This is a genomic window from Nonomuraea sp. NPDC059023, assembly GCF_042740095.1.
Classification (GTDB): domain Bacteria; phylum Actinomycetota; class Actinomycetes; order Streptosporangiales; family Streptosporangiaceae; genus Nonomuraea.
Window position 1 is genome coordinate 36,384 of the sequence record NZ_JBHYIO010000048.1, and the last position, 23,963, is coordinate 60,346.

19 protein-coding genes are annotated in these 23,963 nt (G+C 71.1%); 8 read left to right on the forward strand and 11 right to left on the reverse strand.

Annotation, left to right across the window (positions count from 1 at the left end; genetic code table 11):
• Positions 1-71: 71 nt before the first annotated feature.
• Positions 72-956, reverse strand: coding sequence for a TatD family hydrolase (locus ACFWYW_RS50430; RefSeq protein ID WP_379622316.1), 885 nt, complete (start codon positions 954-956; stop codon positions 72-74).
• Here ACFWYW_RS50430 and ACFWYW_RS50435 point away from each other — a divergent pair.
• Together ACFWYW_RS50435 and ACFWYW_RS50440 are read left to right on the forward strand one after the other, a co-directional pair.
• Positions 955-4,002, forward strand: a complete 3,048-nt coding sequence (locus ACFWYW_RS50435; protein ID WP_379622314.1) for an ATP-binding protein — start codon at positions 955-957, stop codon at positions 4,000-4,002. The genes ACFWYW_RS50430 and ACFWYW_RS50435 overlap by 2 nt on opposite strands.
• A gap of 24 nt (positions 4,003-4,026) precedes the next feature.
• On the forward strand, positions 4,027-5,235 hold the full coding sequence (locus ACFWYW_RS50440; RefSeq protein WP_379622312.1) for an FAD-dependent monooxygenase: 1,209 nt from the start codon (positions 4,027-4,029) through the stop codon (positions 5,233-5,235).
• On the opposite strand, the gene metG is transcribed toward ACFWYW_RS50440, so the two are convergent.
• Entirely contained in the window at positions 5,171-6,961 is a 1,791-nt protein-coding gene (gene metG, locus ACFWYW_RS50445) for a methionine--tRNA ligase (protein ID WP_379622310.1), read from the reverse strand. The two genes, ACFWYW_RS50440 and metG, sit on opposite strands and share 65 nt — an antisense overlap.
• A gap of 72 nt (positions 6,962-7,033) precedes the next feature.
• On the opposite strand from metG, the gene ACFWYW_RS50450 reads away from it, so the two are divergent.
• Entirely contained in the window at positions 7,034-7,606 is a 573-nt protein-coding gene (locus tag ACFWYW_RS50450; protein ID WP_379622308.1) for a TetR/AcrR family transcriptional regulator, read from the forward strand.
• A 50-nt stretch (positions 7,607-7,656) separates the two neighbouring features.
• Positions 7,657-8,829 (forward strand): Cmx/CmrA family chloramphenicol efflux MFS transporter, encoded by a 1,173-nt coding sequence (locus ACFWYW_RS50455; protein WP_379622306.1) that lies wholly within the window; start codon positions 7,657-7,659, stop codon positions 8,827-8,829.
• Between the two features lie 2 nt (positions 8,830-8,831).
• Here the strand turns inward: ACFWYW_RS50455 and ACFWYW_RS50460 are convergent, their stop codons facing one another.
• The 3 genes from ACFWYW_RS50460 to ACFWYW_RS50470 form a co-directional block, all read right to left on the reverse strand.
• Positions 8,832-10,031 (reverse strand): ATP-binding protein, encoded by a 1,200-nt coding sequence (locus tag ACFWYW_RS50460; RefSeq protein WP_379622304.1) that lies wholly within the window; start codon positions 10,029-10,031, stop codon positions 8,832-8,834.
• Positions 10,028-10,720: a two-component system response regulator CseB gene (gene cseB / locus ACFWYW_RS50465; protein WP_379622302.1), complete on the reverse strand. Its 693-nt coding sequence runs from the start codon at positions 10,718-10,720 to the stop codon at positions 10,028-10,030. The genes ACFWYW_RS50460 and cseB overlap by 4 nt, the downstream gene beginning before the upstream one ends.
• A gap of 88 nt (positions 10,721-10,808) precedes the next feature.
• A complete protein-coding gene (locus ACFWYW_RS50470; protein ID WP_379622378.1) occupies positions 10,809-12,032 on the reverse strand; it encodes a glycosyltransferase family 2 protein in 1,224 nt (407 codons plus the stop codon).
• Between the two features lie 100 nt (positions 12,033-12,132).
• Between ACFWYW_RS50470 and ACFWYW_RS50475 the strand changes: the two genes are divergently transcribed.
• Positions 12,133-13,653 (forward strand): hypothetical protein, encoded by a 1,521-nt coding sequence (locus ACFWYW_RS50475; protein WP_379622300.1) that lies wholly within the window; start codon positions 12,133-12,135, stop codon positions 13,651-13,653.
• Here ACFWYW_RS50475 and ACFWYW_RS50480 read toward each other — a convergent pair.
• Entirely contained in the window at positions 13,604-15,175 is a 1,572-nt protein-coding gene (locus ACFWYW_RS50480) for a dolichyl-phosphate-mannose--protein mannosyltransferase (protein WP_379622298.1), read from the reverse strand. The genes ACFWYW_RS50475 and ACFWYW_RS50480 overlap by 50 nt on opposite strands.
• Before the next feature lie 10 nt (positions 15,176-15,185).
• Positions 15,186-16,034, reverse strand: coding sequence for a 16S rRNA (cytidine(1402)-2'-O)-methyltransferase (gene rsmI / locus ACFWYW_RS50485; RefSeq protein WP_379622296.1), 849 nt, complete (start codon positions 16,032-16,034; stop codon positions 15,186-15,188).
• Positions 16,035-16,112: 78 nt separating this feature from the next.
• On the opposite strand from rsmI, the gene ACFWYW_RS50490 reads away from it, so the two are divergent.
• Both ACFWYW_RS50490 and ACFWYW_RS50495 read left to right on the forward strand, forming a co-directional pair.
• Positions 16,113-17,729 carry a dolichyl-phosphate-mannose--protein mannosyltransferase gene (locus ACFWYW_RS50490; protein ID WP_379622294.1) on the forward strand — a complete coding sequence of 539 codons (1,617 nt, stop codon included), beginning with the start codon at positions 16,113-16,115 and terminating at the stop codon, positions 17,727-17,729.
• 101 nt (positions 17,730-17,830) lie between these two features.
• Positions 17,831-19,012 (forward strand): hypothetical protein, encoded by a 1,182-nt coding sequence (locus ACFWYW_RS50495; protein WP_379622292.1) that lies wholly within the window; start codon positions 17,831-17,833, stop codon positions 19,010-19,012.
• Here the strand turns inward: ACFWYW_RS50495 and ACFWYW_RS50500 are convergent.
• Positions 18,999-20,096: a winged helix DNA-binding domain-containing protein gene (locus ACFWYW_RS50500; RefSeq protein ID WP_379622290.1), complete on the reverse strand. Its 1,098-nt coding sequence runs from the start codon at positions 20,094-20,096 to the stop codon at positions 18,999-19,001. The two genes, ACFWYW_RS50495 and ACFWYW_RS50500, sit on opposite strands and share 14 nt — an antisense overlap.
• A gap of 60 nt (positions 20,097-20,156) precedes the next feature.
• Between ACFWYW_RS50500 and ACFWYW_RS50505 the strand changes: the two genes are divergently transcribed.
• A complete protein-coding gene (locus ACFWYW_RS50505; RefSeq protein ID WP_379622288.1) occupies positions 20,157-20,987 on the forward strand; it encodes an acyl-CoA thioester hydrolase/BAAT C-terminal domain-containing protein in 831 nt (276 codons plus the stop codon).
• Positions 20,988-21,146: 159 nt separating this feature from the next.
• Here the strand turns inward: ACFWYW_RS50505 and ACFWYW_RS50510 are convergent, their stop codons facing one another.
• The 3 genes from ACFWYW_RS50510 to ACFWYW_RS50520 all read right to left on the reverse strand — a co-directional run bounded on the left by ACFWYW_RS50510 (position 21,147) and on the right by ACFWYW_RS50520 (position 23,904).
• Positions 21,147-21,755, reverse strand: a complete 609-nt coding sequence (locus tag ACFWYW_RS50510) for a dihydrofolate reductase family protein (RefSeq protein ID WP_379622286.1) — start codon at positions 21,753-21,755, stop codon at positions 21,147-21,149.
• A 110-nt stretch (positions 21,756-21,865) separates the two neighbouring features.
• A complete protein-coding gene (locus tag ACFWYW_RS50515; RefSeq protein ID WP_379622284.1) occupies positions 21,866-23,182 on the reverse strand; it encodes an FtsX-like permease family protein in 1,317 nt (438 codons plus the stop codon).
• Positions 23,179-23,904, reverse strand: a complete 726-nt coding sequence (locus tag ACFWYW_RS50520; RefSeq protein WP_379622282.1) for an ABC transporter ATP-binding protein — start codon at positions 23,902-23,904, stop codon at positions 23,179-23,181. The genes ACFWYW_RS50515 and ACFWYW_RS50520 overlap by 4 nt, the downstream gene beginning before the upstream one ends.
• Between the last annotated feature and the right edge of the window lie 59 nt (positions 23,905-23,963).

Here is a 23,963-nt window from a genome sequence, read left to right on the forward strand (position 1 = left end):
CCCCTGGGGCCCCCCGGGCCGCCTCGGGGCCCCCCGCCGCGCGGGGGGGGCCCGCGCCCGCCTCTACCGGTTCACGAAAAGATGCCGAAGACGGTGGCCCCGTTGGCGGTGATCGCCTCGCACAGCACCTCCGGCTGGACCCCCTTGACCTCTGCGAGGCAGCGCAGGGTGAGCGGGATCAGGTAGGGGGCGTTGGGCTTGCCCCGGTGGGGCATCGGCGGGAGGTAGGGGGCGTCGGTCTCGACCAGCATCAGCTCGGCGGGCGCGACGGCGGCCGCCTCGCGCAGGTAGCCGGCGTTCTTGTAGGTGACCGGGCCGGAGAACGACATGAAATATCCGGCTTCGACGCACTTCGCGGCCATCTCGGCGTCGCCGGAGAAGCTGTGGAAGACGACGACGTCCGGCGCACCCTCAGCGGCCAGCACCTTCAGCACGTCGTCGTGCGCGTCGCGGTCGTGGATCACCAGCGCCTTGCCGGTGCGCTTGGCGATCTCGATGTGCGCGCGGAAGCTCTCGTGCTGGTCGTCCTTCGAGGCCCAGTCGCGGTAGTAGTCGAGCCCGGTCTCGCCCACGGCCCGCACCTCCGCGCGCCGCGCGAGCCGTTCGATCTCGGCCAGCACCTCGGGCGTGGACGCGTGGGCCTCGTTGGGATGGATCGCCACGCCCGCGTAGATGCCGTGGTGCTCGGCGGCGACCTGCGCGTTCCACTGCGAGGAGGTCAGGTCGTAGCCGATCGTCACCAGGCTCGTGACCCCCACCGAGCGCGCCTCGGCCAGGATCGTCTCCACCGAGGCCGCCGCCGCCTGCGCGGCCTGCGCCACCGGGTCGCCCGACGAGGCCTGCCGGTTGCCGACCATGATGTCGAGGTGGCAGTGGCTGTCGAAGACCTCGGCGCCCAGAGGCTCGGGAACAGCGGGACTCTTGCTCACGTCACCCAACCCTATAGTGGCTGCCATGCGGTTCGGCGTGCTCGGGGCGGTCCGCGCCTGGCGGGCGGACGGGGGCGAGGTCTCGCTCGGCGGCCCGGCCCGGCGCGCGCTGCTGGCCGCGCTCCTGCTCAGTCCCGGCCGCGCGGTCGGCACCGAGCGCCTCATCGACGAGGTGTACGGCGAGCGTCCCCCGAAGGACGCGCACCACGCCCTGCAGTCCCAGGTCTCCAGGCTGCGCCGCGACGGCATCGCCGTGGAGCGCGTGGCGGCCGGATATGTGCTGAACGTGGACCCGGACGACGTCGACGTCCACCGCTTCCTGCGCCTGGCCGAGCAGGGCCGCGAGGCGCTCGGCTCCGGTGACCCGGATCGGGCCGCCGAGCTGCTGCGGGAGGCGCTCGGGTGGTGGGCGTCGCCGGCGCCGGCCGTACATCTGGAGGAGCGGCACCTCGCCGCCCTGGAGGACCTGGCCGAGTCCGACCTGCGGCGCGGCGACCATCGCGCGGCCCTGGCCGCGCTCGGCGAGCTGGTCGAGCGCCACCCGCTGCGCGAGCGCCCGCGCGCGCAGCTCATGCGCGCCCTGCACGCGGCCGGCCGGCCCGCCGAGGCCCTGGTCGTCTACGAGCGCACCCGCAGGCTCCTGGCCGACGAGCTGGGCGCGGACCCTTCTCCGGAGCTGTCCGCGATCCACCGGGAGCTGTTGCGCGGGGAAGATCCGCCCGCCCCGCCGGAGGCGCTCCCGCTCACCAGCTTCGTCGGCCGCGAGCAGGACGCGGCCCGGGTACGCGCGCTGCTGGCGCGGGCCAGGCTGGTGACGCTGCTCGGGCCCGGCGGGGTCGGCAAGACCAGGCTGGCCACGGAGGTGGTGCGCGGGCAACCGGACCGGCAGGTGGTCGAGCTGGCCACCATCCGCGACGGCGGCCAGTTGCCGCAGGTCATGATGGCCGCGCTCGGCGTCCGCGACAGCGGCCTGCATCCACCGGGAGACCGCGAGGAACCCGCCGACCCGGCCGTACGCCTGGTCGCGGCGCTGTCCGGGCGTGAGCTGCTGCTCGTGCTCGACAACTGCGAGCAGATCATCGACGACGTCGCCGCCCTCGCCGAGCGGCTGCTCACCACCTGCCCCGGCCTGCGCATCCTGGCGACCAGCCGCGAGCCGCTGGGGCTGACCGCCGAGCACCTGTGGCCGGTGCGCCCGCTGCCGCCGGCCGACGCGGTCAAGCTGTTCACCGACCGGGCGCGGGCGGTGCGGCCGGACTTCCCGGCGCAGGCGGTCGTGGAGTCGATCTGCCTCGCGCTCGACGGGTTGCCGCTGGCGATCGAGCTGGCCGCCGCCCGCATGCGTACCCACGAGGCCGCCGAGCTGGCCGAACGCCTGGAGTCCGAGCGGTTCCCGCTGTTGTCGCGCGGCAGCCGTACCGCCGAGGCCAGGCACCGCACGCTGCGCGCGGTCGTCGCGTGGAGCTGGGAGCTGCTGAGCGCCGACGAACGGGCGATGGCCGCGCGGCTGACCGTGTTCGCCGGCGGTGCGAGCGCCGCGGCCGCCGCGCGGGTCAGCGGCCTGCCGGACGCGGAAGCGCTGCTCGACTCGCTGGCCGACAAGTCGTTCGTGGAGGTCTCGGGCGGCCGTTACCGGATGCTCGCCACGATCCGCGCCTTCTGCGCGGAAAAGCTCGACACCCCCCACGCCGTACGGCAGGCGCACGCGACCTATTACCTCGACCTGGCCCTGGAGGCCGACCCCCACCTCCGCCGCGGCGAGCAACTGCGCTGGCTGGACGCGCTGGCCGCCGAGCACGGCAACCTGCGTGAGGCGCTGCGCTTCGCCGTCGAGTCGGGATCGGTCGAGCTGGGCATGCGGCTGATCGGCGCGCAGGCCCACTATCTGTGGATGCGCGGCATCCGCACCACCGCCATGGCCGAGGCCACGGCGCTGCTGGCGGCGGCGGGCCCGCGACCGGACCCGGCGCTCGGCGACGGCTACGCCCTTTGCGCGCTGATCGCGGGCGAGGAGCGCTACCTGCGGCGGGCCGCCGACCTGATCGACCGGGAGCACCACCATCCGCTGCTGACGTTCCTGTGGCCGCTGATGACGGCGAACGGCGGCGATCCGGAGCTCGTCCTGCGCGTGCTGCGCCGTGCCGAGAGCGGGGAAGATCCGTGGGCGCGGGCGATGTCCCGGATCATCTGGGCCTTCCCCGACATGGCGGCCGGCGAGTACGAGGCCGCGCACGCCGGCCTGATCGCCGCGCTGGAAGGTTTCCAGGAGCTCGGCGACCGCTGGGGCTCGGCGCTGGCACTCGACTCGCTGGGCTGGCTGGGCGCCAACACCGGCGACCGGGTGGCGGCGCTGGCCCACACCAGCCGGGCGCTGGAGCTGGCCGAGCTGCTGGGCGCCGACGAGGACCACGCCGACCTGCTGTGCAACCGGGGCGACCTGCGCCAGCGCGACGATCCGGCGGGCGCGCGGGCCGACTACGAGCTGGCGGCCGAGGTGGCCAGGCGCTCGGGCATCCCCACCTACCTCGCCGCCGCCCTGCGTGGCCTGGGCGACCTGGCGAGGATCGCGGGCGACCTGCCCGCGGCCCGCGAGCTGTACCAGCAGGCGCTGGCCCGCTCCGACGCCGGATGGATCAAGAGCTCGGGCAACCACACGCGGGTGCTGGTCGGCGTCGGGCGGATGGCCGAGGCGGAAGGCGATCCGGTCGCCGCCGCCGAGGCCTACCGGCAGGCCGTCGAGGTGGCCGTCGCCACCGGGGCCGTCCCGGAGAGCGCGCGGGCCGTGGAGGCGCTGGCCGGGCTGGCCGAACCGGCCGAGGCCGCGAGGCTGCTCGGGGCGGCGGTGGCGCTGCGCGGCTGTGCCGTACCCGGTGACGAGGACCGTCTGGCCGCGGAGGCGCGCGCCCGTGCGGCGCTCGGCGAGCGGGAGTTCGCGGCGGCGCACCGGGCGGGCGCGGAGCTGAGCAGGAAGGCGGCGCTCACGCTCGCGGGCGTCAGCGCCGAGGCCATCCACGCCTCACCGCTGGGCGTGATCGCCGCGATGACCGGTGAGCCGCCGGTGAGGCGCCGGTGAGCTCCCCCGGGCACGCTCGCTGCCATGGACATCCTGATCTCCGGCGCGAGCATCGCCGGTCCCGCCCTGGCCCACTGGCTCAACGCCTACGGCTTCAGCACGACGATCGTCGAACGCGCCCCCGCGCTGCGTGAAGGCGGCCACGCCGTCGACTTCCGCGGCAAGGCGCACCTGAGCGTCCTGCGCAAGATGGGAATTCTCGCCGACATCGAGCGCGAGCAGACCAACATGGGCGCCCTGTGGAACGTCAACGAGGCGGGCAAGAAGCTGGCCAAGATGCCCGACGACATCTTCGCCGGCGACGTCGAGATCCTGCGCGGCGATCTGGGCCGCATCCTGTACGAGCGGACCCGGGAGAAGACGGAGTACATCTTCGGCGACTCGATCGCCGAACTCCACGAGGACGCCCACGGCGTGGCCGTCACCTTCCAGCGCGGCGCCACCCGCCGCTTCGACCTGGTCATCGGCGCCGACGGGCTGCACTCCAACGTACGCTCGCTGACCTTCGGCCCGGAATCGCGCTTCCACACCTACCTCGGGCTGTACAACGCGGTCTTCACCACGCCCAACCACCTCAACCTCGACTACAGCGCCCAGGGCCTGAACGTGCCCGGCAAGGTGGCGTCCTCCTACAGCTCGCGGGCCAACACCGAGGCCAAGGCGGTGTTCTTCTTCGGCTCGCCGGAGCTCACCTACGACCGCCACGACACCGACGAGCAGAAGCGCCTGCTGGCCGACGCCTTCAAGGACGTCGGCTGGATCGTGCCGCGCCTGCTCAAGGACATGTGGGAGGTGGAGGAGTTCTACTTCGACTCGATCAGCCAGATCCACATGGACCGGTGGTCACGCGGGCGGATCGCGCTCGTCGGTGACGCGGCCTGGTGCCCGTCCCCGCTGTCGGGAATGGGCACCGGGCTGTCGGTGGTCGGCGCGTACGTGCTGGCCGGGGAGATCGCCACCCACGGCCACGCCGACGGCTTCCCCGCCTACGAGCGGATCATGCGCGACTACGTGGCCGGAGCGCAGAAGTCGGCCGTGGGGATCAGCAAGTTCATGGTCCCCGACAACAAGCTCATGGCCTGGTTCATCAACCAGAACTACAAGCTCCTGCCCTACATGCCGTGGAAGGGCCTCATGGCCAAGTCGGTCAGGAAGACCGCCGAGGCCATCACTCTGCCGGAGTATCCAGGCGCGCGAGCTCTTCGTCCACGACCTTCGGATCGAGCTTCTTGAACAACGGCACCGGAGGCGCGAGCGGGGTGCCCGGCTTGATCGGCCGGTGCTCCCACCGCGCGCCGTCCTTGTAGTCGCCGGTGATCACCGGGTACGGCGTGCCGCCGTCCTCGTCGACCTCCCGGATCTCCGGCATGCCCGACCAGACGCCCTCGCCGCCGAGCATGGCGTGGACCTTGTTGGACGACGACGGCAGGAACGGCGTCAGCATCGTCTTGGCGTCGTCGACGACCTGCAGGGCGGTGAACAGGATCGACTTCTGCCGCTCCGCGTCGTCCTTGAGCTTCCACGGCTCCTGCTCGGCCAGGTACTTGTTGGCGTCGCGGACCACGTCGAGCGCCTCGGTGATGGCGTTCTTGAAGCGCGAGCGGTTCAGCTCGGCGCCCACCGGCCCGAACGCCGCCCGCGAACGCTCCAGCAGCGCCCGGTCGGCGTCGGTCAGCTCGCCGGCCTCGGGGATGACGCCGAAGTTCTTGGCCGCCATCGAGATCGAGCGGTTGACCAGGTTGCCCCAGGCGGCGACGAGCTCGCCGTTGTTGCGGTTGACGAACTCCTGCCAGGTGAAGTCGGTGTCCTGGTTCTCCGGCCCCGCCACCGCGATGTAGTAGCGCAGCGCGTCGGCGTCGTAGCGGGCCAGGAAGTCGCGTACGTAGATGACGACCTGCCGCGAGGAGGAGAACTTGCGGCCCTCCATCGTCAGGAACTCGCTGGAGACCACCTCGGACGGCACGTTCAGCGCGCCCAGCGAGCCCGCCTTGCCGCCCCTGGCGCCGATGCCGCTGTAGCCGAGCAACATCGCCGGCCAGATCTCGGCGTGGAAGACGATGTTGTCCTTGCCCATGAAGTAGTAGCTCTTGGCGTCGGGGTTCTGCCACCACTGCCGCCAGGCGTCGGGGTCGCCGCTGCGCCTGGCCCACTCGATGCTCGCGCTGAGGTAGCCGATGACGGCGTCGAACCAGACGTAGAGCCGCTTGTTGGCCTGCTCGCTCCAGCCGTCGAGCGGGATCGGCACGCCCCAGTCGAGGTCGCGGCTGATCGCCCTGGGCTGCAGGTCGCCGAGCAGGTTGAGGGCGAACTTGAGCACGTTGGGCCGCCACTCGCCCTGCTTGGACTGCAGGTAGGTGCCGAGCACCTCGGCGAAGGCGGGCAGGTCGAGCATGAAGTGCTCGGTCTCGGCGAAGACGGGGGTCTCGCCGTTGATGCGGCTCTTGGGGTTGATGAGCTGGATCGGGTCGAGCTGGTTGCCGCAGTTGTCGCACTGGTCGCCGCGTGCTCCGTCGTAGCCGCAGATGGGGCAGGTGCCCTCGATGTAGCGGTCGGGCAGCGTGCGCCCGGTGGACGGGGAGATGGCGCCCATCGTGGTCTTCGGGAAGATGTAGCCGTTGTCGTAGAGACCCTTGAAGATCTCCTGCGTGACGGCGTAGTGGTTGTTCGTCGTGGTCCGGGTGAACAGGTCGTAGGACAGCCCCAGGCCGGTGAGGTCTTCGGCGATGACCCGGTTGTAGCGGTCGGCCAGCTCGCGCGCCGTGACGCCCTCCTTGTCCGCCTGGACCTGGATGGGGGTGCCGTGCTCGTCGGTGCCGGAGACCATCAGCACCTTGTTGCCCGCCATGCGCTGGTAGCGACTGAAGACGTCGGACGGCACGCCGAACCCGGAGACGTGCCCGATGTGGCGGGGGCCGTTGGCGTAGGGCCACGCGACAGCGGTCAAGATGTGCTGGGACATGCCCTAAGCCTACGGGTTCCCGCCACCCGGAGTAATAGATGGATCAGTCCAAAACGTGCTACCGTCGCCTCCATGGCACGACCGAGGCAGTTCGACGAGGCGCGCGCGGTGGACGCGGCGATGCGCGCGTTCCTGGGCTCCGGGTACGAGGCGACCTCGACCCAGGACCTCTGCACCGCCACCGGCCTGGGCCGCAGCAGCATCTACAACACCTTCACCAGCAAGCACCACCTGTTCAAGAAGTCCCTGCGGCACTACATAGACATCAGGACCGCGGGCGTCCTCGAGACGCTGGAGGGCCCGGCGCCGGTCCGCGAGAAGATCGGGACCCTGATGCGCCAGGCCGTCGAGCCCCGCGACGGACTCCCCCGGGGCTGCCTGGTGGTGAACACGATGATCGAACTGGCCCCGCACGACGCCGAGGTGGCCGCGATGCTCAAGCGCGACTACGAGCGGCGCCTTGAGGCCCTGCGGGCGGCGATCGAGGCGGGCAAGATCTCGGGAGAACTCGCCGCGGACAAGGACGCCACCGCGCTCGCGCACTTCGTCATCGCCTCCATCAGCGGGATCCAGGTCTCGCTGCGCGGGGGCGCGGGACCCGCGGCGGCACAGGCGATCATCAAAACGGCGCTCGCCGCCTTCTGACGTTTTCATGCCTTCATTTTGAACTGAACTATCTAAAACCAAGGAGACGTATGCCCCTCGCCGTCTATGTCCTCGGACTGGCGATCTTCGCCATGGGGACCTCGGAGTTCATGCTCGCCGGGCTGTTGCCCGCGATGGCCGCCGACCTGGGCGTCTCCGTCCCGGACGCCGGGCTGCTGATCTCGGCGTTCGCGATCGGGATGGTCATCGGGGCGCCGCTCCTGGCCGCGCTCACGTTGCGGTGGCCGCGCCGCCGTACGTTGCTGGCCTTCCTCGCCGTCTTCGTCGCCATGCACGTGGTGGGCGCGCTCGCGCCCGGCTACGGGGTGCTGTTCGCCACCCGCGTCGTCGGCGCCTTCGTCTACGCCGGGTTCTTCGGCGTGGCCGCCGTCGCCGCGACCGACATGGTGCCCGTCGGCTCCAGGGCCAGGGCGCTGGCCGTCGTCGTGGGCGGCATCACTTTGTCCACCGTCCTCGGTGTGCCCGCGGGCACGCTCATCAGCCAGGTCGCCGACTGGCGCGCCGCCTTCTGGACCGTCGCCGTGCTCACCGCGCTGGCCTTCGCCGGCGTCCTCGCCCTGGTGCCCGCGGGGCGGGCCGCGGCGGCGGCCGTACCGCGCCTGCGCGACGAGCTGCGGGCCATGGCCAACCTGCGGCTGTGGATCACCTATGGCGCGGTCTCGCTGAGCTTCAGCTCCATGATGGCCAGCTTCGGCTACCTCGGCGCGCTCCTGACCGACACGACCGGCCTGTCCGAAGGATGGGTCTCGCTGGTCCTCGCCCTGTTCGGGCTCGGCAGCCTCATCGGCATCACCATCGGCGGCCGTACGGCGGACGCCCGGCCGTTCACCACCTTCTACATCGGCATGGCCGGAGTGCTCGTCACCTCGGCCGGCGTCGCGCTCCTGGCCGCATCCCCGGTGGCCATGGTCGTCACGGTCTTCCTGATGGGCGTCGCCGGCATGGCCACCAACCCGGCGGTCAGCGTCCGCGTGTACGCCCTGGCCGGCTCCGCCGCGACGCTGGCCGGGTCCACGAACGTCTCGGCGTTCAACGTCGGCAACACCCTCGCGCCCTGGCTGGCGGGACTGGGCATCAGCGCCGGGTTCGGCTACTCGTCCGTGGGCTGGGTGGGCGCCGCCATGGCCGCGGGCGCGCTGGGACTGGGCGCGCTGGGCCACGCGCTGCACCGCCGCGCCGCCCCCGTCCCCGTCGCGGTGTGAAGTCACCCTGCCGGGGGCGGCGGCAGGCGAAGGGTGGCGACGGCGCCGCCGTCCGGGGCGTTGGCCAGGATGAGGACGGCGCCGATGACCCGGGCCTGGCCCGTCGCGATCGTCAGGCCCAGGCCGTGCCCACGGCCGCGCTCGGCGGCACCGGTACGGAAGCGCTGCGGGCCGTCGGCCAGCAGATCGGCGGGGAAACCCGGTCCGTGGTCGCGGACCACGATCGTCGTGCCGTCCACCGTCACCTCGACGGGGGCGCCGCCGTGGCGATGGGCGTTGATGACCAGGTTGGCCAGGATGCGATCGAGGCGGCGGGGGTCGGTCTCGGCGGTGCCCGGGGCGGTGACGGCCGGCCGTACCGGGAGGGCGGTCCGCTCCAGGGAGGCCGCGACGACGTCGGCGAGCGCTACGGGCCTGAGGTCGGCGTGCTCGGCGCCCGCGTCCAGGCGGGAGATCTCCAGCAGGTCCTCGACGAGGGCGCGCAGCACGCGCACCCGGTCGCGGACCAGGTCGGTCGCCTCCCCTTCCGGCAGCAGCTCGGCGGAGGTGACCAGGCCCATGAGCGGGGTACGCAGTTCGTGGGCGACGTCGGCGGTGAAGCGCTGTTCGTTCTGCAGGCGCTTCTGGAGGCTGTCGGCCATCGAGTCGACGGCCGTGGAGATCTCGGCGATCTCGTCGCCCCGGCGGACGGGGCCGGCGATGCGGGCGTCCAGGTCGCCCTCCGCGATGCGCCGCGCGGTCCCCGCCACCCGCCGCAGCCGCCGGTTGGGCAGCTCGGCCAGCAGCAACGACAGCGGGACGATCACGGCGAGCGCGGCGAGCGCGGCCTGGGCGACGTCCCGGTCGAAGGCCACCAGGGCCCGCATGTGCACGCCCATGTCCACCTGCACGGTCAGCATCTGGTCGCCCACCCGCTGCCCGCCCCACATCCAGGGGCTCTCCGATTTACGGTCGTCGAACCAGTAGACCGGTTCGTCCGACACGAGCATCTGGGACAGGAGCGGCGGCGGGATCTCCTCGGTCGGCTTGTCCTGTCCCGTCCCCTCCCGCCGCACCTCGGTCAGCGCGTTGTACGCACGTTCCCTGCCCACCTGCAGGGAACGTTCGAGCGTGGCCCCGTGGACCAGCACGCCGATGACCACGGCCACCGCACAGCAGGCCAGCGCCACCAGAGCGGCGATCCGCCAGCGAAGCGACCTCACCGGCGCAGCTTGTAGCCGAAGCCGCGCACGGTCTCGATCCGGTCGGCGCCGATCTTCTTGCGCAGGCGCTGAACGCACAGGTCGACGACGCGGCTGTCGCCGTTCCAGCCGTAGTCCCAGACGTTGGACAGCAGCGTCTGGCGGTCCAGGACGATCCCGGGGTTGGCCGCGAACTCCAGCAGCAGCCGCAACTCGGTGGGAGCCAGCGCGACCGGCTCCCCGGCCCTGGTCACCTCCAGGCCGTCGCGGTCGATGGCCAGATCGCCGAAGACGAGCGCCCCGGCCTCTGCGGACTCCGGGGCCGGAGCGGCCCGCCGCAGCAGCGACCGGATCCTCGCCACGAGCACGGCGGTGTCGACCGGCTTGACCACGTAGTCGTCGGCGCCCGCCTCCAGCCCGGAGACCACGTCGAGCGAGTCGCCGCGGGCCGACATCATCAGGATCGGGGCGAGGCTGGTCTCCCTGACCTTCCTGCACAGGCCGATGCCGTCGAGGCCGGGCAGCATCACGTCAAGAAGCAGCAGGTCGTGGCCGCCGTCCCGGGACATCTCCAGTCCGGTGAGGCCGTCCTCGGCGGTGCTCACGCGGTAGCCGTAGCGCTCCAGCGCCATGGCGACCGACTTGCGGATCACCTCGTCGTCCTCGACGAGCAGCACCCTGACGGGATCTTCCCCCCGCAAACCAGACATTCCACCCCTAACGTCGACACCTCCATGGTGCCGTACGCGCACGTCCGCTCCGCCTCGGCCGTGTATCAGCCGTGCATCAGGCAGGCGGTCAGTGGGTGGTGGAGTCCTCGCGGGTGACCGCCTCCGCGGCCTCCTCGGCGGCCTTGGCCGCGTAGTCGACCGGGGTCTCGCGGCTGCGCCGGATGCCCAGGATGCTGATGAACAGCGAGGCGAAGATGGTCTGGAAGCTCATGATGAACGCCGTCGCCGCCGGCACCACGAGGCGCAGGGACTCGCGCGGGTCCAGTTCGCCGAAGCTGCGCACCTGCCAGTGCACCAGCGACATGACCAGCCCGATCAGACCGGCCAGGGCCAGCAGGCCACCGACCACGAGGCCCTTCTCCAGGGTCACGATGCTGATCAGCTTGCGGACCCGTGGCGATTCGGGCAGGAAGCCCTCCTCCGCCGCGTACACCTTCGTGAACAGCGCGAACAACGCCGCCTGGAAGCCGATCACCACCATGGCCGACGCCCCGACGAGGGTGTCGACGTCGAAGGCGAGCTCGCCGATCCGGACCGGGCCGAAGGTCAGCGCGGTGCCGGCGATCAGGCCGACGAGCATGAGCGCGAGCCCGGGGATGAAGAACAGCCACTTCGGGCTGTAGAGAAGCAGGAAGCGCAGGTGGCGCCAGCCGTCGCGCCAGGAGCGCAGGTGCGGCGGGCGGGAGCGGCCGTCGGGCGAGAGCGTGGTCGGGACCTCGCGGACGTCGAGCCCCTGGAGCGTGGACTTGACGACCATCTCGCTGGCGAACTCCATGCCGCCGGTCTGCAGCCCGAGGCGCAGGATCGAATCGCGGCGGAACCCGCGCAGGCCGCAGTGGAAGTCGCCGATGGCGCTCGGGAAGAACAGCCTGCCGACGAACGACAGGACGGGGTTGCCGAGGTAGCGGTGGAGCGGGGGCATGGCGCCGGGGGCGATGCCACCCTTGAACCGGTTGCCCATGACGAGGTCGGCGCCCTCGCGCAGTTGCTCGACGAAGGGCAGCAGGCCGGTGAAGTCATAGGAGTCGTCGGCGTCGCCCATGATGACGTACTTGCCACGCGCGGCCCTGATGCCGCCCATCAACGCGTTGCCGTAGCCCTTCGCGTCAACGTGGACCACACGGGCGCCGGCGTCCCTGGCCAGTTGCTGGGAACCGTCGGTGCTGCCGTTGTCGGCGATGAGCACCTCGCCCTCGATCCCGTGCTCCTCCATGCACGCAAGCGCCTTGCGGACACAGACTTCCACGGTCTCCGCCTCGTTGAGGCAAGGCATGACCACCGTCAGTTCCACGTCGTAGCCCTTCCAGTCACGGCACATCCAGCACACCATCATGCCGTCTGCCCACCCATGCTCGGGTCAAGTCCGAAAAACGCCTGGCATTCTTGTTGCCATGGTGAGCGTCGCGGAGATAACCACAGTGGACGACTCCGCCCGTGGCCGAACCGCGCGTCTGCGCTCGTTCCTGCGCCGTCATCGGGTGTTCGCCGTCGCGCTCGCCGTGGGCGGGTTGCTGCGGCTCATCACCATGCTCGGGTACGGCCCGGCGATGTGGTTCAACGACTCCTACGAGTACGTCTCGGTCGCCCTGCACCCGAGGCCGCACCCGATCAGGCCGGACGGCTACGGATTCTGGCTGCTGGCGCTGAAGCCGTTCCACAGCTTCGCCCTGGTCACCTTCACGCAGCACGTCATGGGCCTGGCCACGGCCGCGTTGATCTACGCGCTGCTCCGGCGCAAGTTCGGCCTGCCGACGTGGGGCGCGACGCTGGCGGCGGCGCCGGTGCTGTTCGACGCGTACCAGATCCAGCTCGAGCAGCTGATCATGTCGGACGCCATGTTCACGCTGCTGGTCGTGGGCGTGATCACGCTGGTGCTGTGGAACCGGCGGATGTCGTGGAAGATCGGCGCGCTGGTGGGGGTGCTGCTGGCGCTGACCTGGCTGACGCGTTCGATCGGGTTGCCGATCCTGGCGCTGGTCGTGGCGTACCTGCTGGTGAAGCGGGTGGGCTGGCGGCCGATTGTCGCGATGATCACTGCGTGCGCGGTTCCGGTGCTTTGCTACATGGCGTGGTTCTCCACAAGTTTCGGTAAATTCGCGATGACCAACAGCGACGGGCTCATCCTCTACATGCGCACCGCCATCTTCGCCGACTGCTCGAAGATGAACATCGATCCGCGCAAGGAACTCGACATCGCGCTGCTGTGCATCGAGGAGCCGGTGAGCCAGCGTCCCGAGTACGCGCAGTGGTACCTGTGGCGCTCCGAGTACGGCCAGCCGCTGCACCGCCTGGGCGGCAAGACGTTCGAGTCGGTCAAGAACGACGCGGCCAGCAAGTTCGCCATGCGCGCGATCCTGTCCCAGCCCGGCGACTACCTCCAGGTCGTGGGCCGCGACTTCCTGCGCTCCTTCCACTGGGGCCGCCCGCGCTTCCCTGACGCCTCCACCTACAACATGTACGAGTTCCGGCCCTACTACGAGCTCGTCAACGGCAAGCCGAAACGCCTGCCCACCTGGCCCTCCCACGCGCAGGGCCGTACCGACACCGACGCCTACGCCTACGAGCAGGGCCCGCCGGAGACCCGCATCGTCAGCCCCTGGGCCGACATCATGAGCGGCTACCAGAAGGTGTTCTACCTGCGCGGCATCATGCTCGGCGGCATCCTCCTGATCGGCCTGTACGGCGTGGCCGTCCGCTGGCGCACCTGGGGCGGCCCGGTGGCGCTGCCGTGGCTGGCGGCGTTCGGACTGCTCCTGGCCCCGGCCGCCACGGCCGAGTTCGACTACCGGTACGTGCTGCCGGCCGTACCCCTCGCGTGCGTCGCGGCGGCGATCACGCTGCGGCACGGCATCAAGAGGAAGGTCACACCCACGAGCGCATCAGCATCCGAGCCCACCACTGAGCGTGCGTGATCGTCTCCGACGACAGGACCGGATACAGCCACCAGAAGTTGATCAGCACGACCAGCGTGAACGCCCCGACGGCGGCGCCGCCCCCGGCCCGCCGCATGGGCGGCGCGTTCTGCTTGCCGAGCACGAGCCCGCCGACCAGCGCGAGCGCCATGGCCATGAACGGCACCAGCGGCACCATGTAGAACAGGTACATGGTGCGCTTGTCTGCCAGCCAGTAGTACACCCAGGGCAGCCACCCGGCCGCGTACGCCAGCAGCACCGCCCCCGCCCGCCAGTCGCGCGTGGCCACGTACCAGACGACGAGCGCGACGAGCGCGAACAGCGCCGCGTACCAGAGCGCGGGCGTGCCGACCCCGAGCACGGCCTGCGAGCACTTGTCGGCCCCGCACCCCGCCGGCGGCAGATCGCCCTCGTAGTGGAAGGAGACGGGCCGTTTGAGCACCAGCCACTCCCACGGCTTCGACTGGTAGGCATGCCCCTCGACCAGCCCGGTGTGATAGCCGAGCACCTGTAGCTGGTACTTCACCCACGACCGCACCGAGTCCAGCACGAAGAAGACGGGCCCCGACGAGGTCGCCTGTTCCCAGTTGCGCCCCCACCCGTGCGCGGAGACGAACCAGCCCGTCCACGAGAGCGTGAAGACCGCCGCCGGCACCGCGGCGAGCGCGCCCATCGCGGGCGGGAGATCGAGCGAGAAGGCCCCCCTGTACGGCTGCCGCAGCCCCACCGCCCGCCTGGCCCCCATGTCCCAGATCAGCGACATGATCCCGAACGCGATCAGGAAGAAGATGCCCGACCACTTGACCGCGCACGCGGCGCCCAGGCACACCCCGGCGGCGATCCGCCACGGCCGCCACCCGAGCCGCGGCCCTTGGTCCGACAGCCGCGAGCGCTCGTACCAGTCGGCCAGCCGCCGCCGCGCGTGGTCCCGGTCGGTCACCAGGCAGGCGAACCCGGCCAGCACCCAGAACATGAGGAAGATGTCCAGCAGCGCGGTGCGCGAGAGCACCAGGTGCAGCCCGTCCAGCGCCAGCAGGAGCCCGGCCAGGCAGCCCAGCAGCGTCGAGCGGGTCATCCGGCGGGTGACGCGGGCCAGGATCAGGATGGACAGCGTGCCGGCGACGGCGGCCACGAAGCGCCAGCCGAACGGCGTCATGCCGAACAGCCACTCGCCGGCGGCGATCATCCACTTGCCGAGCGGCGGGTGGGCGACGTAGCTGGCGCACTCCGCCGATTCGGCGCACTGCTTGAAGATGTCCAGGTTGCCGGTGATCAGGCGCTGGTCGGCGATGGGGTTCTTGGTATCGCCGAGGAAGGTCCGCTCGACGCCGTACTTGAGGAGCGAGTAGGCGTCCTTGACGTAGTAGGTCTCGTCGAAGACCACGGAGTGCGGCTCGCCCAGCCGGAAGAACCGCAGGATCGCGCCGAAGGCGGCGACGAGGGCGGGGCCGAGCCACCCCCACAGCGCGCCTTCCTGCATCGGCGGAACCAGCCGCTGTGCGGAAACCCCCCAGTTCTTCACGATGCGCACCCTATGGCGTTGGGGATCTCCTGTGAACCGCGTCGTACAGCTCTCGTTTGGGAATCCCGGCCTCCTTGGCGACGTCCGCGACGGCCTGCTTACGCTGGGTTCCCGCCTCGGCCCTGCGGTCGACCTCGGCGACGAGCGCCTCGATGTCCTGTTCGCCCGCCCCGGCCGTGTGACCTGCCACGACGACCGTGATCTCGCCCTTGACGCCGGCCTCTGCCCAGGCCGCCAGCTCGGCCAGGCCGCCGCGCCGTACCTCCTCATAGGTCTTGGTGAGCTCGCGGCAGACCGCGGCGGGACGGTCGGCGCCGAAGGCGGCGGCCATCGCGGCCAGCGAGCCGGCCAGGCGGTGCGGCGCCTCGAAGAAGACCATCGTGCGCTCCTCCGCGGCCAGCGCGCCCAGGCGGCGCGCCCGCTCGCCGCCCTTGCGCGGCGGGAAGCCCTCGAAGCAGAAGCGGTCGCTGGGCAGCCCGGAGATCGCCAGCGCGGTCGTGACCGCGGACGGGCCGGGCAGCGCGGTGACCGCGACGCCCGCCTCGACGGCCAGGAGCGTGAGGCGGTAGCCGGGGTCGGACACGCCCGGCATCCCGGCGTCGGTGATCACGACGACGGTGCGGCCCTCCTTGAGCGTCTCGACGAGCTCCTGGGCGCGCCCGGCCTCGTTGGCGTCGTAGTACGACACCACGCGGCCGGTGATCTCCGCGCCGATGTCATGCGCCAGCCTGCGCAGCCTTCTGGTGTCCTCGGCCGCGATCACGTCCGCGCTTTCGAGCGCCTGTCTCAGCCGGGGGGAGACATCTCCCGCTTGCCCGATCGGGGCTCCTGCCAGCACCAACTTGCCGTCTTGTGTCACCCGGCCATTGTCGCAGGGCACCCCAATTGCACCGTGTTTCTTATCTATTCCACGGCTTGGGGCCCGTACGATGTCCGAATGGCCGTGACCGATTTCCAGTACCAGGCCGTGGACGATCCGAACAAGCCGCAGCCACGATCGGTGCGTGACCGGCTGGTCCCGCCGATGGGCGGCAGCGTGCTCTGGGGCTGGGTGGGCCCGCTTCTGATCGCGGTGTTCGGCGGGGTGCTGCGTTTCATCAACCTCGGCCATCCGAAGGCCGTCGTCTTCGACGAGACCTATTACGCCAAGGACTCCTTCTCGCTGATCACCTGGGGCGTCGAGAAGGTCGCGATCAAGGACGCCGACAAGGCGCTGCTCGCCGGCAACACCGACATCTGGCAGAAATGCACCCAGGACGCACTCGACAAATGCGCCTCCTACGTCGTGCACCCGCCGCTCGGCAAATGGATGATCGGCTTCGGCGAGTGGCTGTTCGGCATGAACCCGTACGGCTGGCGCGTCGCCGCCGCCATCGTCGGCACCCTGTCGATCCTGGTCATCGCCCGGCTGGCGCGCCGGATGACGCGCTCGACGCTGCTCGGCTGCTTCGCCGGACTGCTGCTGGCACTCGACGGCCTGCACTTCGTGCTCTCGCGCACCGCGCTGCTGGACATCTTCCTCATGTTCTGGGTGCTGGCCGGGTTCGCCTGCCTGGTGGTCGACCGGGACAGGATGCGCGGGCGGCTGGTCGACTGGTACGAGACCTCGCCGATGACGCCGGAGGGCCCGTGGCTGGGCTGGCGGCCGTGGCGGATCGCCGCCGGGGTGTGCCTGGGCGCCGCGTGCGCGGTCAAGTGGTCGGGCATCTTCTTCCTGATCGCGTTCGGGATCATGTCGCTGATCTGGGACATGGGGGCGCGCCGGGCGGTCGGGCTGCGCAAGCCGTACGCGGGGGCCTTCGGCAAGGACGCGCCGACCTGGCTGGGCGCGGTGGCGCTGGTGCCCGCGCTCACGTACGTCGCCACCTGGGCGGGCTGGTTCGCCAGCGCCGACGGCTACGGCCGTAACTGGGCGCAGGCGACCTCGTCGGGGCCGGTCTTCTTCGTCATCGACTCGGTCAAGTCGTGGTTCGCCTACCAGGTGCAGGTGCTCGGCTTCCACACCGGCCTGGAGTCCACGCATCCCTACCAGTCGGAGCCGTGGCAGTGGCCGCTGCTGCTGCGCCCGGTCGCCTTCTACTACGAGGGCAAGCAGACCGGCTGCGGCGTCAAGGACTGCTCGGAGGCGGTGCTCGGCGTGGGCACGCCGGTGATCTGGTTCGGGGCGCTGGCCGCGCTGGTGGCGTTGATCGCCTGGTATGTCGCCTCGCGGGACTGGCGGGCGGGGGCGGTGCTGCTGGCGTACGCGGTGGGCTGGCTGCCGTGGTTCTACTACGCGATCGCGGACAACCGGACGATGTTCCTGTTCTACGCGATCCCTATGATTCCCTTCATGGTGCTGGCCATCACGCTCTGTGCCGGTTTGCTGATCGGCCCCGCGGCGCCTCCGGGCAGTCCGCTGCCGATGCGGCGTACCGTCGGGGCCGCCGCGGTCGGCGCGTTCGCCTTGCTGGCGCTGGTGAATTTCTGGTGGTTGCACCCCATCCTGACCGCTGATCTGATCCCCTACGCGGAGTGGAAGGCACGCATGCTCTTCGACAAACGCTGGATCTGACCGTCACCACATGAATTCATAGGGTAGCGACTGTGCACGACCCAATACGCACCGGATTCGGTCATCGTCAGGCCTGGGGTCCATACGGCAAACTTCGAGGCATGAGTGCACCGGATGTCACAGCGCTTCTCACGGAGTTGGAGCGCTCCGAGCCGGACCTGGCCGAGGATGCCAGGACCGCAGTCGAGTGGCTGACGGGCGGGGAGCCGTTGGAGACGGTGACCCAGCTCGATGTATGCGAGTTTCTCTGGTACACGCTTCCGCTGAAGGTGGGCGGCGACCACGAGCGGCTGGCCCGCTCCCTCGGCAGGCTCCTGGCCATCGGCGGCCTGGAGCGCTACGCCGCCCTGTGCGACTCCCCCACGACCACCCAGATCCTGCGCACCTACGCCCGCGACGGCGAGGACGCCGGCACCGCCGCCTACCAGGAGGCGCTCGAAGCCACGGGCGTGCTCCCTCCCGACGTCCCGGACCTGCGCTGGAGCATGATCATGGGCCCGGAGGAGCTGGGCGCCCACGTGGCCAGCTCCGCCGCGCTCGAACTGGCCATCCTGTCCGGCGAGGAGATCGACCGCGTCGCGCTGACCCGCCGCTGGCTCACCGAGCCGCGCACCGAGCTCGGCGGCGACAGCTGGCTCAACCGCGTGCACGGCGAGCGCCTCAACCGCTGGGTCCTGGGCCGCGGCCCGGCCAGGCGCGAGCTGGCGCAGCCGTTCGAGGTGCGCCTGCACGCCCCCATCCCCCACCAGCCGCTGCCCGCGCTGCACCGGCTGCTCACCCTGGCCGCCTCGGAAAGCCTCCCGCTGCGCCTGGCGCCATCCCCGGAGGCGCTGCGCCTGCGCGAGGTGGCCGAGCACGACCTCGGAGCGCTGCTGCGCGACGGTTCCAAGCTGACCATCACCGAGGAGGGCCGGCGCCTGCTGCGCTCACCGGAGCAGATGTGGGCGACCGCCACCGGGCTGCTGCTCTCCCGCGTGGACCACGAGTTCGACCTCTCGGTCCGGGAGGCCGCGCTCATGCTGCTCGCCGACGGCAGCGTCATGTCGCCGCAGGAGCTGAACACCCGCGTGGCCGAGATCGTCGGGGGCGAGGGCTGGCACCCGGCGACCGGCCGCGAGGACATCTCCCGCCCGCTGTCCGACCTCGTCGGACAACTCACCGCGCTCGACCTCGCCTTCGGCGACGAGCTGGTGGTACGGCTGACGCCCACCGGCCACCTGGCCGCCCTGGCCGCGCTACGGTCGCACGCGCTCCGCCCACGCCAATACGTCAGCCCAGGATGACCTGCACTTCCGTGCACCCGCGGAACTCCGCGTAGGGCGCGGCCTCGGCCGCGACCGCGTCCCGATCGGCATCCCCCTCGACCGTGATCACCAGCTTGCCGCCCTTCTTCTGCTGCCGCCACAAACCCGCCAGCTCGCCGTCCAGAAGAATCACCCCGGGGTTGCCGGTCTTCCGCCAGATCCGCGGCCGCAGCCCCGGGTCCGGCGCCAGCGTGCCCCGATCACGCAACTGCAGAAACGGCTCGTACGGCGGCAGCAACCGCATCCCCTTGGGCCGCTCGGCCCCCTTGAGCTCGGCCAGATCCTCGGCCAGCACGAACCCCGCGCCCGCCTCGGCCATCTCCCCCGCGACCTTCGCCCAGGAACGCGCCGCATAGTAGACGCTGACCCCGGCCCAGGAGGCGAAGTCATCGGCCGTGCTGGGCCCGTAGAGCCGCAGATACCGCCGCACCAGCCCGGCCCGCGCGTCCTTGTCCACCGGCACCCCGGCCAGCCACTGATCCACCCGCATCAACGACGCCTCGTTGCCGACCCGGGGCGCGATCGCGAACTCCCCCGTCAGCGCGGCCGCCCGCGTGAGAATGGCGCTGAACGACGAGAACATGTCCGGCTCCATCCACGGCGCGAACTCCGCCGGCAGCCGCGGAGCCAGCGCGCTGCCCAGCTCCCGCTTGGTGAGCGAACGACCGTCCAGCGCGTCCCTGGTGGCCTCGATCACCCGCTCCATGGTCGCGCTGGCGCTCCTGCCCATCTGATCGAGCATCGGCAGAAACCCGGCCATCTGCGCCCGCCACGACTCCTCGTCGTCGGGCAGCAGCCCACGGGTGAACAGCGGCAGCTCCGCGCTGCTCACCAGACACGGCGAACCCCGCAGGCTCCACGTCTGAACCAACGTGCGCCGCTTGGCGATCGCCGCCTTCACCTCGGCGGCGCTCACCTCGGCCCTGGCCCGCAACGCGAGCTGCGCCGAACCCGGCGGCGTGTTCTGCGGCGCCGTGGCCGCGGCGCCGGCCAGCGTGCCCCGCTCGTCCAGCTGGTGCCGGCGCAGCCGGAAGGCGATGACCTGCTCTCGTTCGACGTTCATGAACCCGCCCGCGTCCTCTCTGCCCGAACCGACACTATCCACCTCATAAGATCCATGACCATGGAAAGTCACCTGGCCGGTGCGGGCGAGGTCGGCGTCCTCGTCCTGGCCGGATCCAGCGGCCGGATCGACTCCGCCCGATGCGACCTGCTGGCCGCACACGGTCTGACGGCTCTGTCCATCCGCTGGTTCGGCGGAGCGGGACAGTCGCCCGGAATCCGCGAGATTCCGCTGGAGACGTTCGTCGCCGGCCTCGACATGCTGGCCGAGGCGGGCGCGCGGCGCCTGACCGTTCTCGGGCTGTCCAAGGGCGCTGAGGCGGCCCTTTCCCTTGCCTGTGTGGAGCCGCGTGTGGAGGCGGTCGTCGCGCTGTCGCCGTCCTCGGTGGTCTGGGCCGGATTCGGCGTGGCGGGCCGGTCCTCGTGGACCTGGCGCGGCCGTCCGCTGCCCTTCGCCCCCTATCCGCCGGAATGGCCCGCCGGCGGGCCGCCCACCTCGTTCCGCGCGTTCTACGAGCGAGGTCTCGCGCTGGCGCCCGCCGAGTCCGCTATCCCTCTGGAACGCTCCCGCGCCGACGTGGTCCTCGTGGCCGGGGGCGACGACCAGATGTGGCCGTCGCTGACGTTCGCGCACGCCCTGGCCGCGCGGCGCGACGTCCGCCTCATCTCCCACCCGCGGGCCGGCCACCGCCCGCGCCTGCCCGGCGAGCCCGCCCCCGCGCCGTCCTCCTCCTATATGTACGGCGGAGCCCCGCACGCCGACGCCGAACTGGGTGAAAGGGCCTGGCCCGAGATCCTCAGGGCACTTCGAGGGCGAGGCACTTCGAGGCCGGACATCTCGCGGCCGGACATTTCGCGGGCGGACATGAAGAAGGGCCCACGCGAGGCGTAGGCCCTTCTTCAGTAGACGGTGCGCAGGTCGCCTATCGGCGAAATGCACAACGCGGCTCCAGCCGAACGGTAGTCCGCGAAGGCGGTAGATGAGGCCCTGGGACACTGGACACACCGGCTACGGGTTGTGTAACCACCCCCCGGCCAAGAACATTCCCGGCTACGCGACCGTCCCGTAGAGCGGCGCCCCGGCCCACTCGTACACCAGGTGCACCACCCCGGTGCTGGTCACCCGCGACGAGGCCAGCTTGAGCCCCGCGGGCACCGTCCCCTCGGAGAACAGCCGCTTCCCCTCCCCGACCACCACGGGAAAGACCAGCAGGTGGTACTCGTCCACCAGCTCCGCCTCCTGAAGGGTGCGCAGCAGGTCGCTGCTTCCCTGCACGAGAATGACCCCGTCGGTGCTCTTCTTGAGCTCGGCCACCGTCTGCGCGGCCTCGCCCCGAAGCACGTGGCTGTTGTTCCACGTCACCTCCTTGGGCGAGCGAGTGGTGACGTACTTGGCCATGCTGTTGATCTTGGCGCCGCCGTCCTCGTCCGACACGTCCGGCCAGTACGCGGCGAGAATGTCGTAGGACCTGCGCCCCAGCAGCATCCCGTCCGCCCGGTCGAGAACGTCCGCCATGATCTCGTTGAAGTCCTGGTCAACGTGGGCAGGCAACCACCCGCCCCGCGTGAACCCGTTGGACTCGTCCTCGGTCGGGCCGCCGGGCCCCTGCATGACGCCGTCCAGCGACACGAACGTCCCGACGATCAGCTTGCTCGCCATCTTCCCGCTCCCTCTGTTTCTTCCTGCTCTCTCTGTGCCCACAGCGTGCCGGGAGCGGCTTAAGGTCTCCCTACGATTCCCCTACTTCCACAGCGCCCACGCCCTGAAGGTCAGTCATCGGGCCGGAGCGACCCGCGCCGCGCCTTCCGGGTGGAGACCAGCGCTCCGGCCAGGCCGCTCACCACGCAGACCAGCACCAGCCCGGCGTACTGCGGCACGGAGTAGGCGAACCACGCCTGCCCGGTCGCGGCCTTGCCGAGCGCGGTGAGCGATGCGGCGGCGATGCCCGTTCCGAGCAGCGTCCCGGCGCACGTCACGGTCAACGTCTCCCAGCACACCATCCTGGTGAGCTGCCGCGGCTTGGTCCCCACGGTACGCAGCAGCCGGATCTCCTCGGTCCGCTCGGCCATCGTCATGGCCGTCGCGTTGAGCACCGAGATCACGGTGTAGGCCACCGCCGATCCCACCAGCACCGGTGCCGCCCACGCCGCCGGCCCCGTGCGGGTGACGTCCGCCGCCGCGTCGGTGGTCGCGACGGCGAACAGGAAGGTGCAGGCGAGCGCGATGGTCAGCATCACCGGGGACGCGGCCGCCATCGCCCGGCGCGGCTGGGTGACCAGCGAGGACCTGGCCAGCATCCCCGCGCCCGGGTCAAGCCGGACCACCACCGCTCCGAACAGCCACCCCAGCGCCCGCAGCGCGACGGGTCCCAGCGCGGACGCGCCCACGCAGAGCGCCATCGTCGCCGCCAGCCCGGCCGGCACCGCGGCCGACGCCTTCACCTGCGGCACCAGGTACAGCAGCACGATGCCCCCGGCCAGCGCCACCCCGCCGAAGGCGGCCCTGGGCCAGGCCAGCAACCGCCGCTGCGCCGCGCTCTCCCGCAGCACCTCCAGCGGCCCCACACCCACCGCCTTGCGCGCCGCGGCCCGAGCCGCCAGCAGCGTCACCACCAACCCCACCACCAGCGCCATGATGAACGGCCCCGCCGTCACCTTCACCGGGATCCCCGTCGGCGCCAGCCCGGTCATCCGCATGAACGCCGCCATCGCCGCCGCGTACGGGACGGCCAGCAAGCAGCCCGCCACGCTCGCCAGCACGGCCACGACCATCGCCTCCGCCGTGACGAGCCGGCTCACCTGCCGCGGCGTCATGCCGATCGACCGCAGCAGCGCCCAGGTCCTGCGCTGGCGCAGCACGTACAGGCTGAGCATGCCCGCGACCACGAAGACCGACACGAACCCCGACACCGCGGCCGACAGCACCAGCAACCCCATGACGCCGTTCAGCTCGTCGCGCGCTCCGGCGCCGGCGACCACCATGCCGCTGCCGCCCACCAGCATCACAGCCAGCAGCACCGCCGCGAACGCAGCGGCGAAGCCCATCCGATTGGTCCGGACGTTGTTCCAGGCGAGCACGAGCGTCATCGCCGGCCACCCAGCCGCATGCCGATCTGGTCGGCCGAGGGCTTGTGCAGCATGTCAACGATCCGCCCGTCGGTCAGAAACAGCACGCTGTCGGCCCCGGCCGCCGCCTCCGGATCGTGCGTGACCATCACCACCGTCTGCCCGAACGCGTCGACCGCCTCCCGAAGCAGGGCCAGCACCTCGTGCCCGCTACGACGGTCAAGCGCCCCCGTAGGCTCGTCGGCGAACAACACCTCCGGCCTGCCCAGCAGAGCGCGAGCGATCGCCACCCGCTGCTGCTGCCCACCGGACAACTGCGAAGGACGATGCCCTTCCCGCCCGGCCAGCCCGACCCGATGCAGCAGTTCCCGCACACGCGCCGGATCAGGCCGCCGCCTGGCCAGCCTGCTGGGCAGGATCACGTTCTGCCACGCGGTCAACGACTGGACCAGGTTGAAAACCTGAAAGATGACGCCGACCCGGTCACGGCGCAGGACCGCCAGCTCCTTCTCCCCCAACCGGGAGATGTCCTGCCCGCCGATACGAACCGCCCCCGAGTCCGGCCGGTCCAGCCCCGCCGCGCACTGCAGCAGCGTGCTCTTCCCCGATCCCGACGGCCCCATCACGGCCGTGAAACTCCCACGCGCAAACCCGACGCTGACCTGCCCAAGCGCCGCCACCTCTGTGGCGCCCTTCCCATAGGTCCTGGTCACTTCCTCAAGGACAACTGCATGATCACTCATGATCAGCAGCGTGCCGGAAGAGGCCCGTCACCGCCCATCAGGCATCCCCCCGATCGGCC

Excerpts from the sequence above, each read along its gene's own strand:
- ACFWYW_RS50435 (WP_379622314.1), top strand. The coding sequence starts at position 955 with ATGCGGTTCGGCGTGCTCGGGGCGGTCCGCGCCTGGCGGGCGGACGGG.
- ACFWYW_RS50440 (WP_379622312.1), top strand. The coding sequence starts at position 4,027 with ATGGACATCCTGATCTCCGGCGCGAGCATCGCCGGTCCCGCCCTGGCC.
- ACFWYW_RS50520 (WP_379622282.1), bottom strand. The coding sequence starts at position 23,904 with ATGAGTGATCATGCAGTTGTCCTTGAGGAAGTGACCAGGACCTATGGG.
- metG (WP_379622310.1), bottom strand. The coding sequence starts at position 6,961 with ATGTCCCAGCACATCTTGACCGCTGTCGCGTGGCCCTACGCCAACGGC.
- ACFWYW_RS50510 (WP_379622286.1), bottom strand. The coding sequence starts at position 21,755 with ATGGCGAGCAAGCTGATCGTCGGGACGTTCGTGTCGCTGGACGGCGTC.
- ACFWYW_RS50475 (WP_379622300.1), top strand. The coding sequence starts at position 12,133 with ATGGTGAGCGTCGCGGAGATAACCACAGTGGACGACTCCGCCCGTGGC.
- ACFWYW_RS50500 (WP_379622290.1), bottom strand. The coding sequence starts at position 20,096 with ATGAACGTCGAACGAGAGCAGGTCATCGCCTTCCGGCTGCGCCGGCAC.
- ACFWYW_RS50430 (WP_379622316.1), bottom strand. The coding sequence starts at position 956 with ATGGCAGCCACTATAGGGTTGGGTGACGTGAGCAAGAGTCCCGCTGTT.
- ACFWYW_RS50515 (WP_379622284.1), bottom strand. The coding sequence starts at position 23,182 with ATGACGCTCGTGCTCGCCTGGAACAACGTCCGGACCAATCGGATGGGC.
- ACFWYW_RS50495 (WP_379622292.1), top strand. The coding sequence starts at position 17,831 with ATGAGTGCACCGGATGTCACAGCGCTTCTCACGGAGTTGGAGCGCTCC.
- ACFWYW_RS50450 (WP_379622308.1), top strand. The coding sequence starts at position 7,034 with ATGGCACGACCGAGGCAGTTCGACGAGGCGCGCGCGGTGGACGCGGCG.
- ACFWYW_RS50505 (WP_379622288.1), top strand. The coding sequence starts at position 20,157 with ATGGAAAGTCACCTGGCCGGTGCGGGCGAGGTCGGCGTCCTCGTCCTG.
- ACFWYW_RS50455 (WP_379622306.1), top strand. The coding sequence starts at position 7,657 with ATGCCCCTCGCCGTCTATGTCCTCGGACTGGCGATCTTCGCCATGGGG.
- cseB (WP_379622302.1), bottom strand. The coding sequence starts at position 10,720 with ATGTCTGGTTTGCGGGGGGAAGATCCCGTCAGGGTGCTGCTCGTCGAG.
- ACFWYW_RS50490 (WP_379622294.1), top strand. The coding sequence starts at position 16,113 with ATGGCCGTGACCGATTTCCAGTACCAGGCCGTGGACGATCCGAACAAG.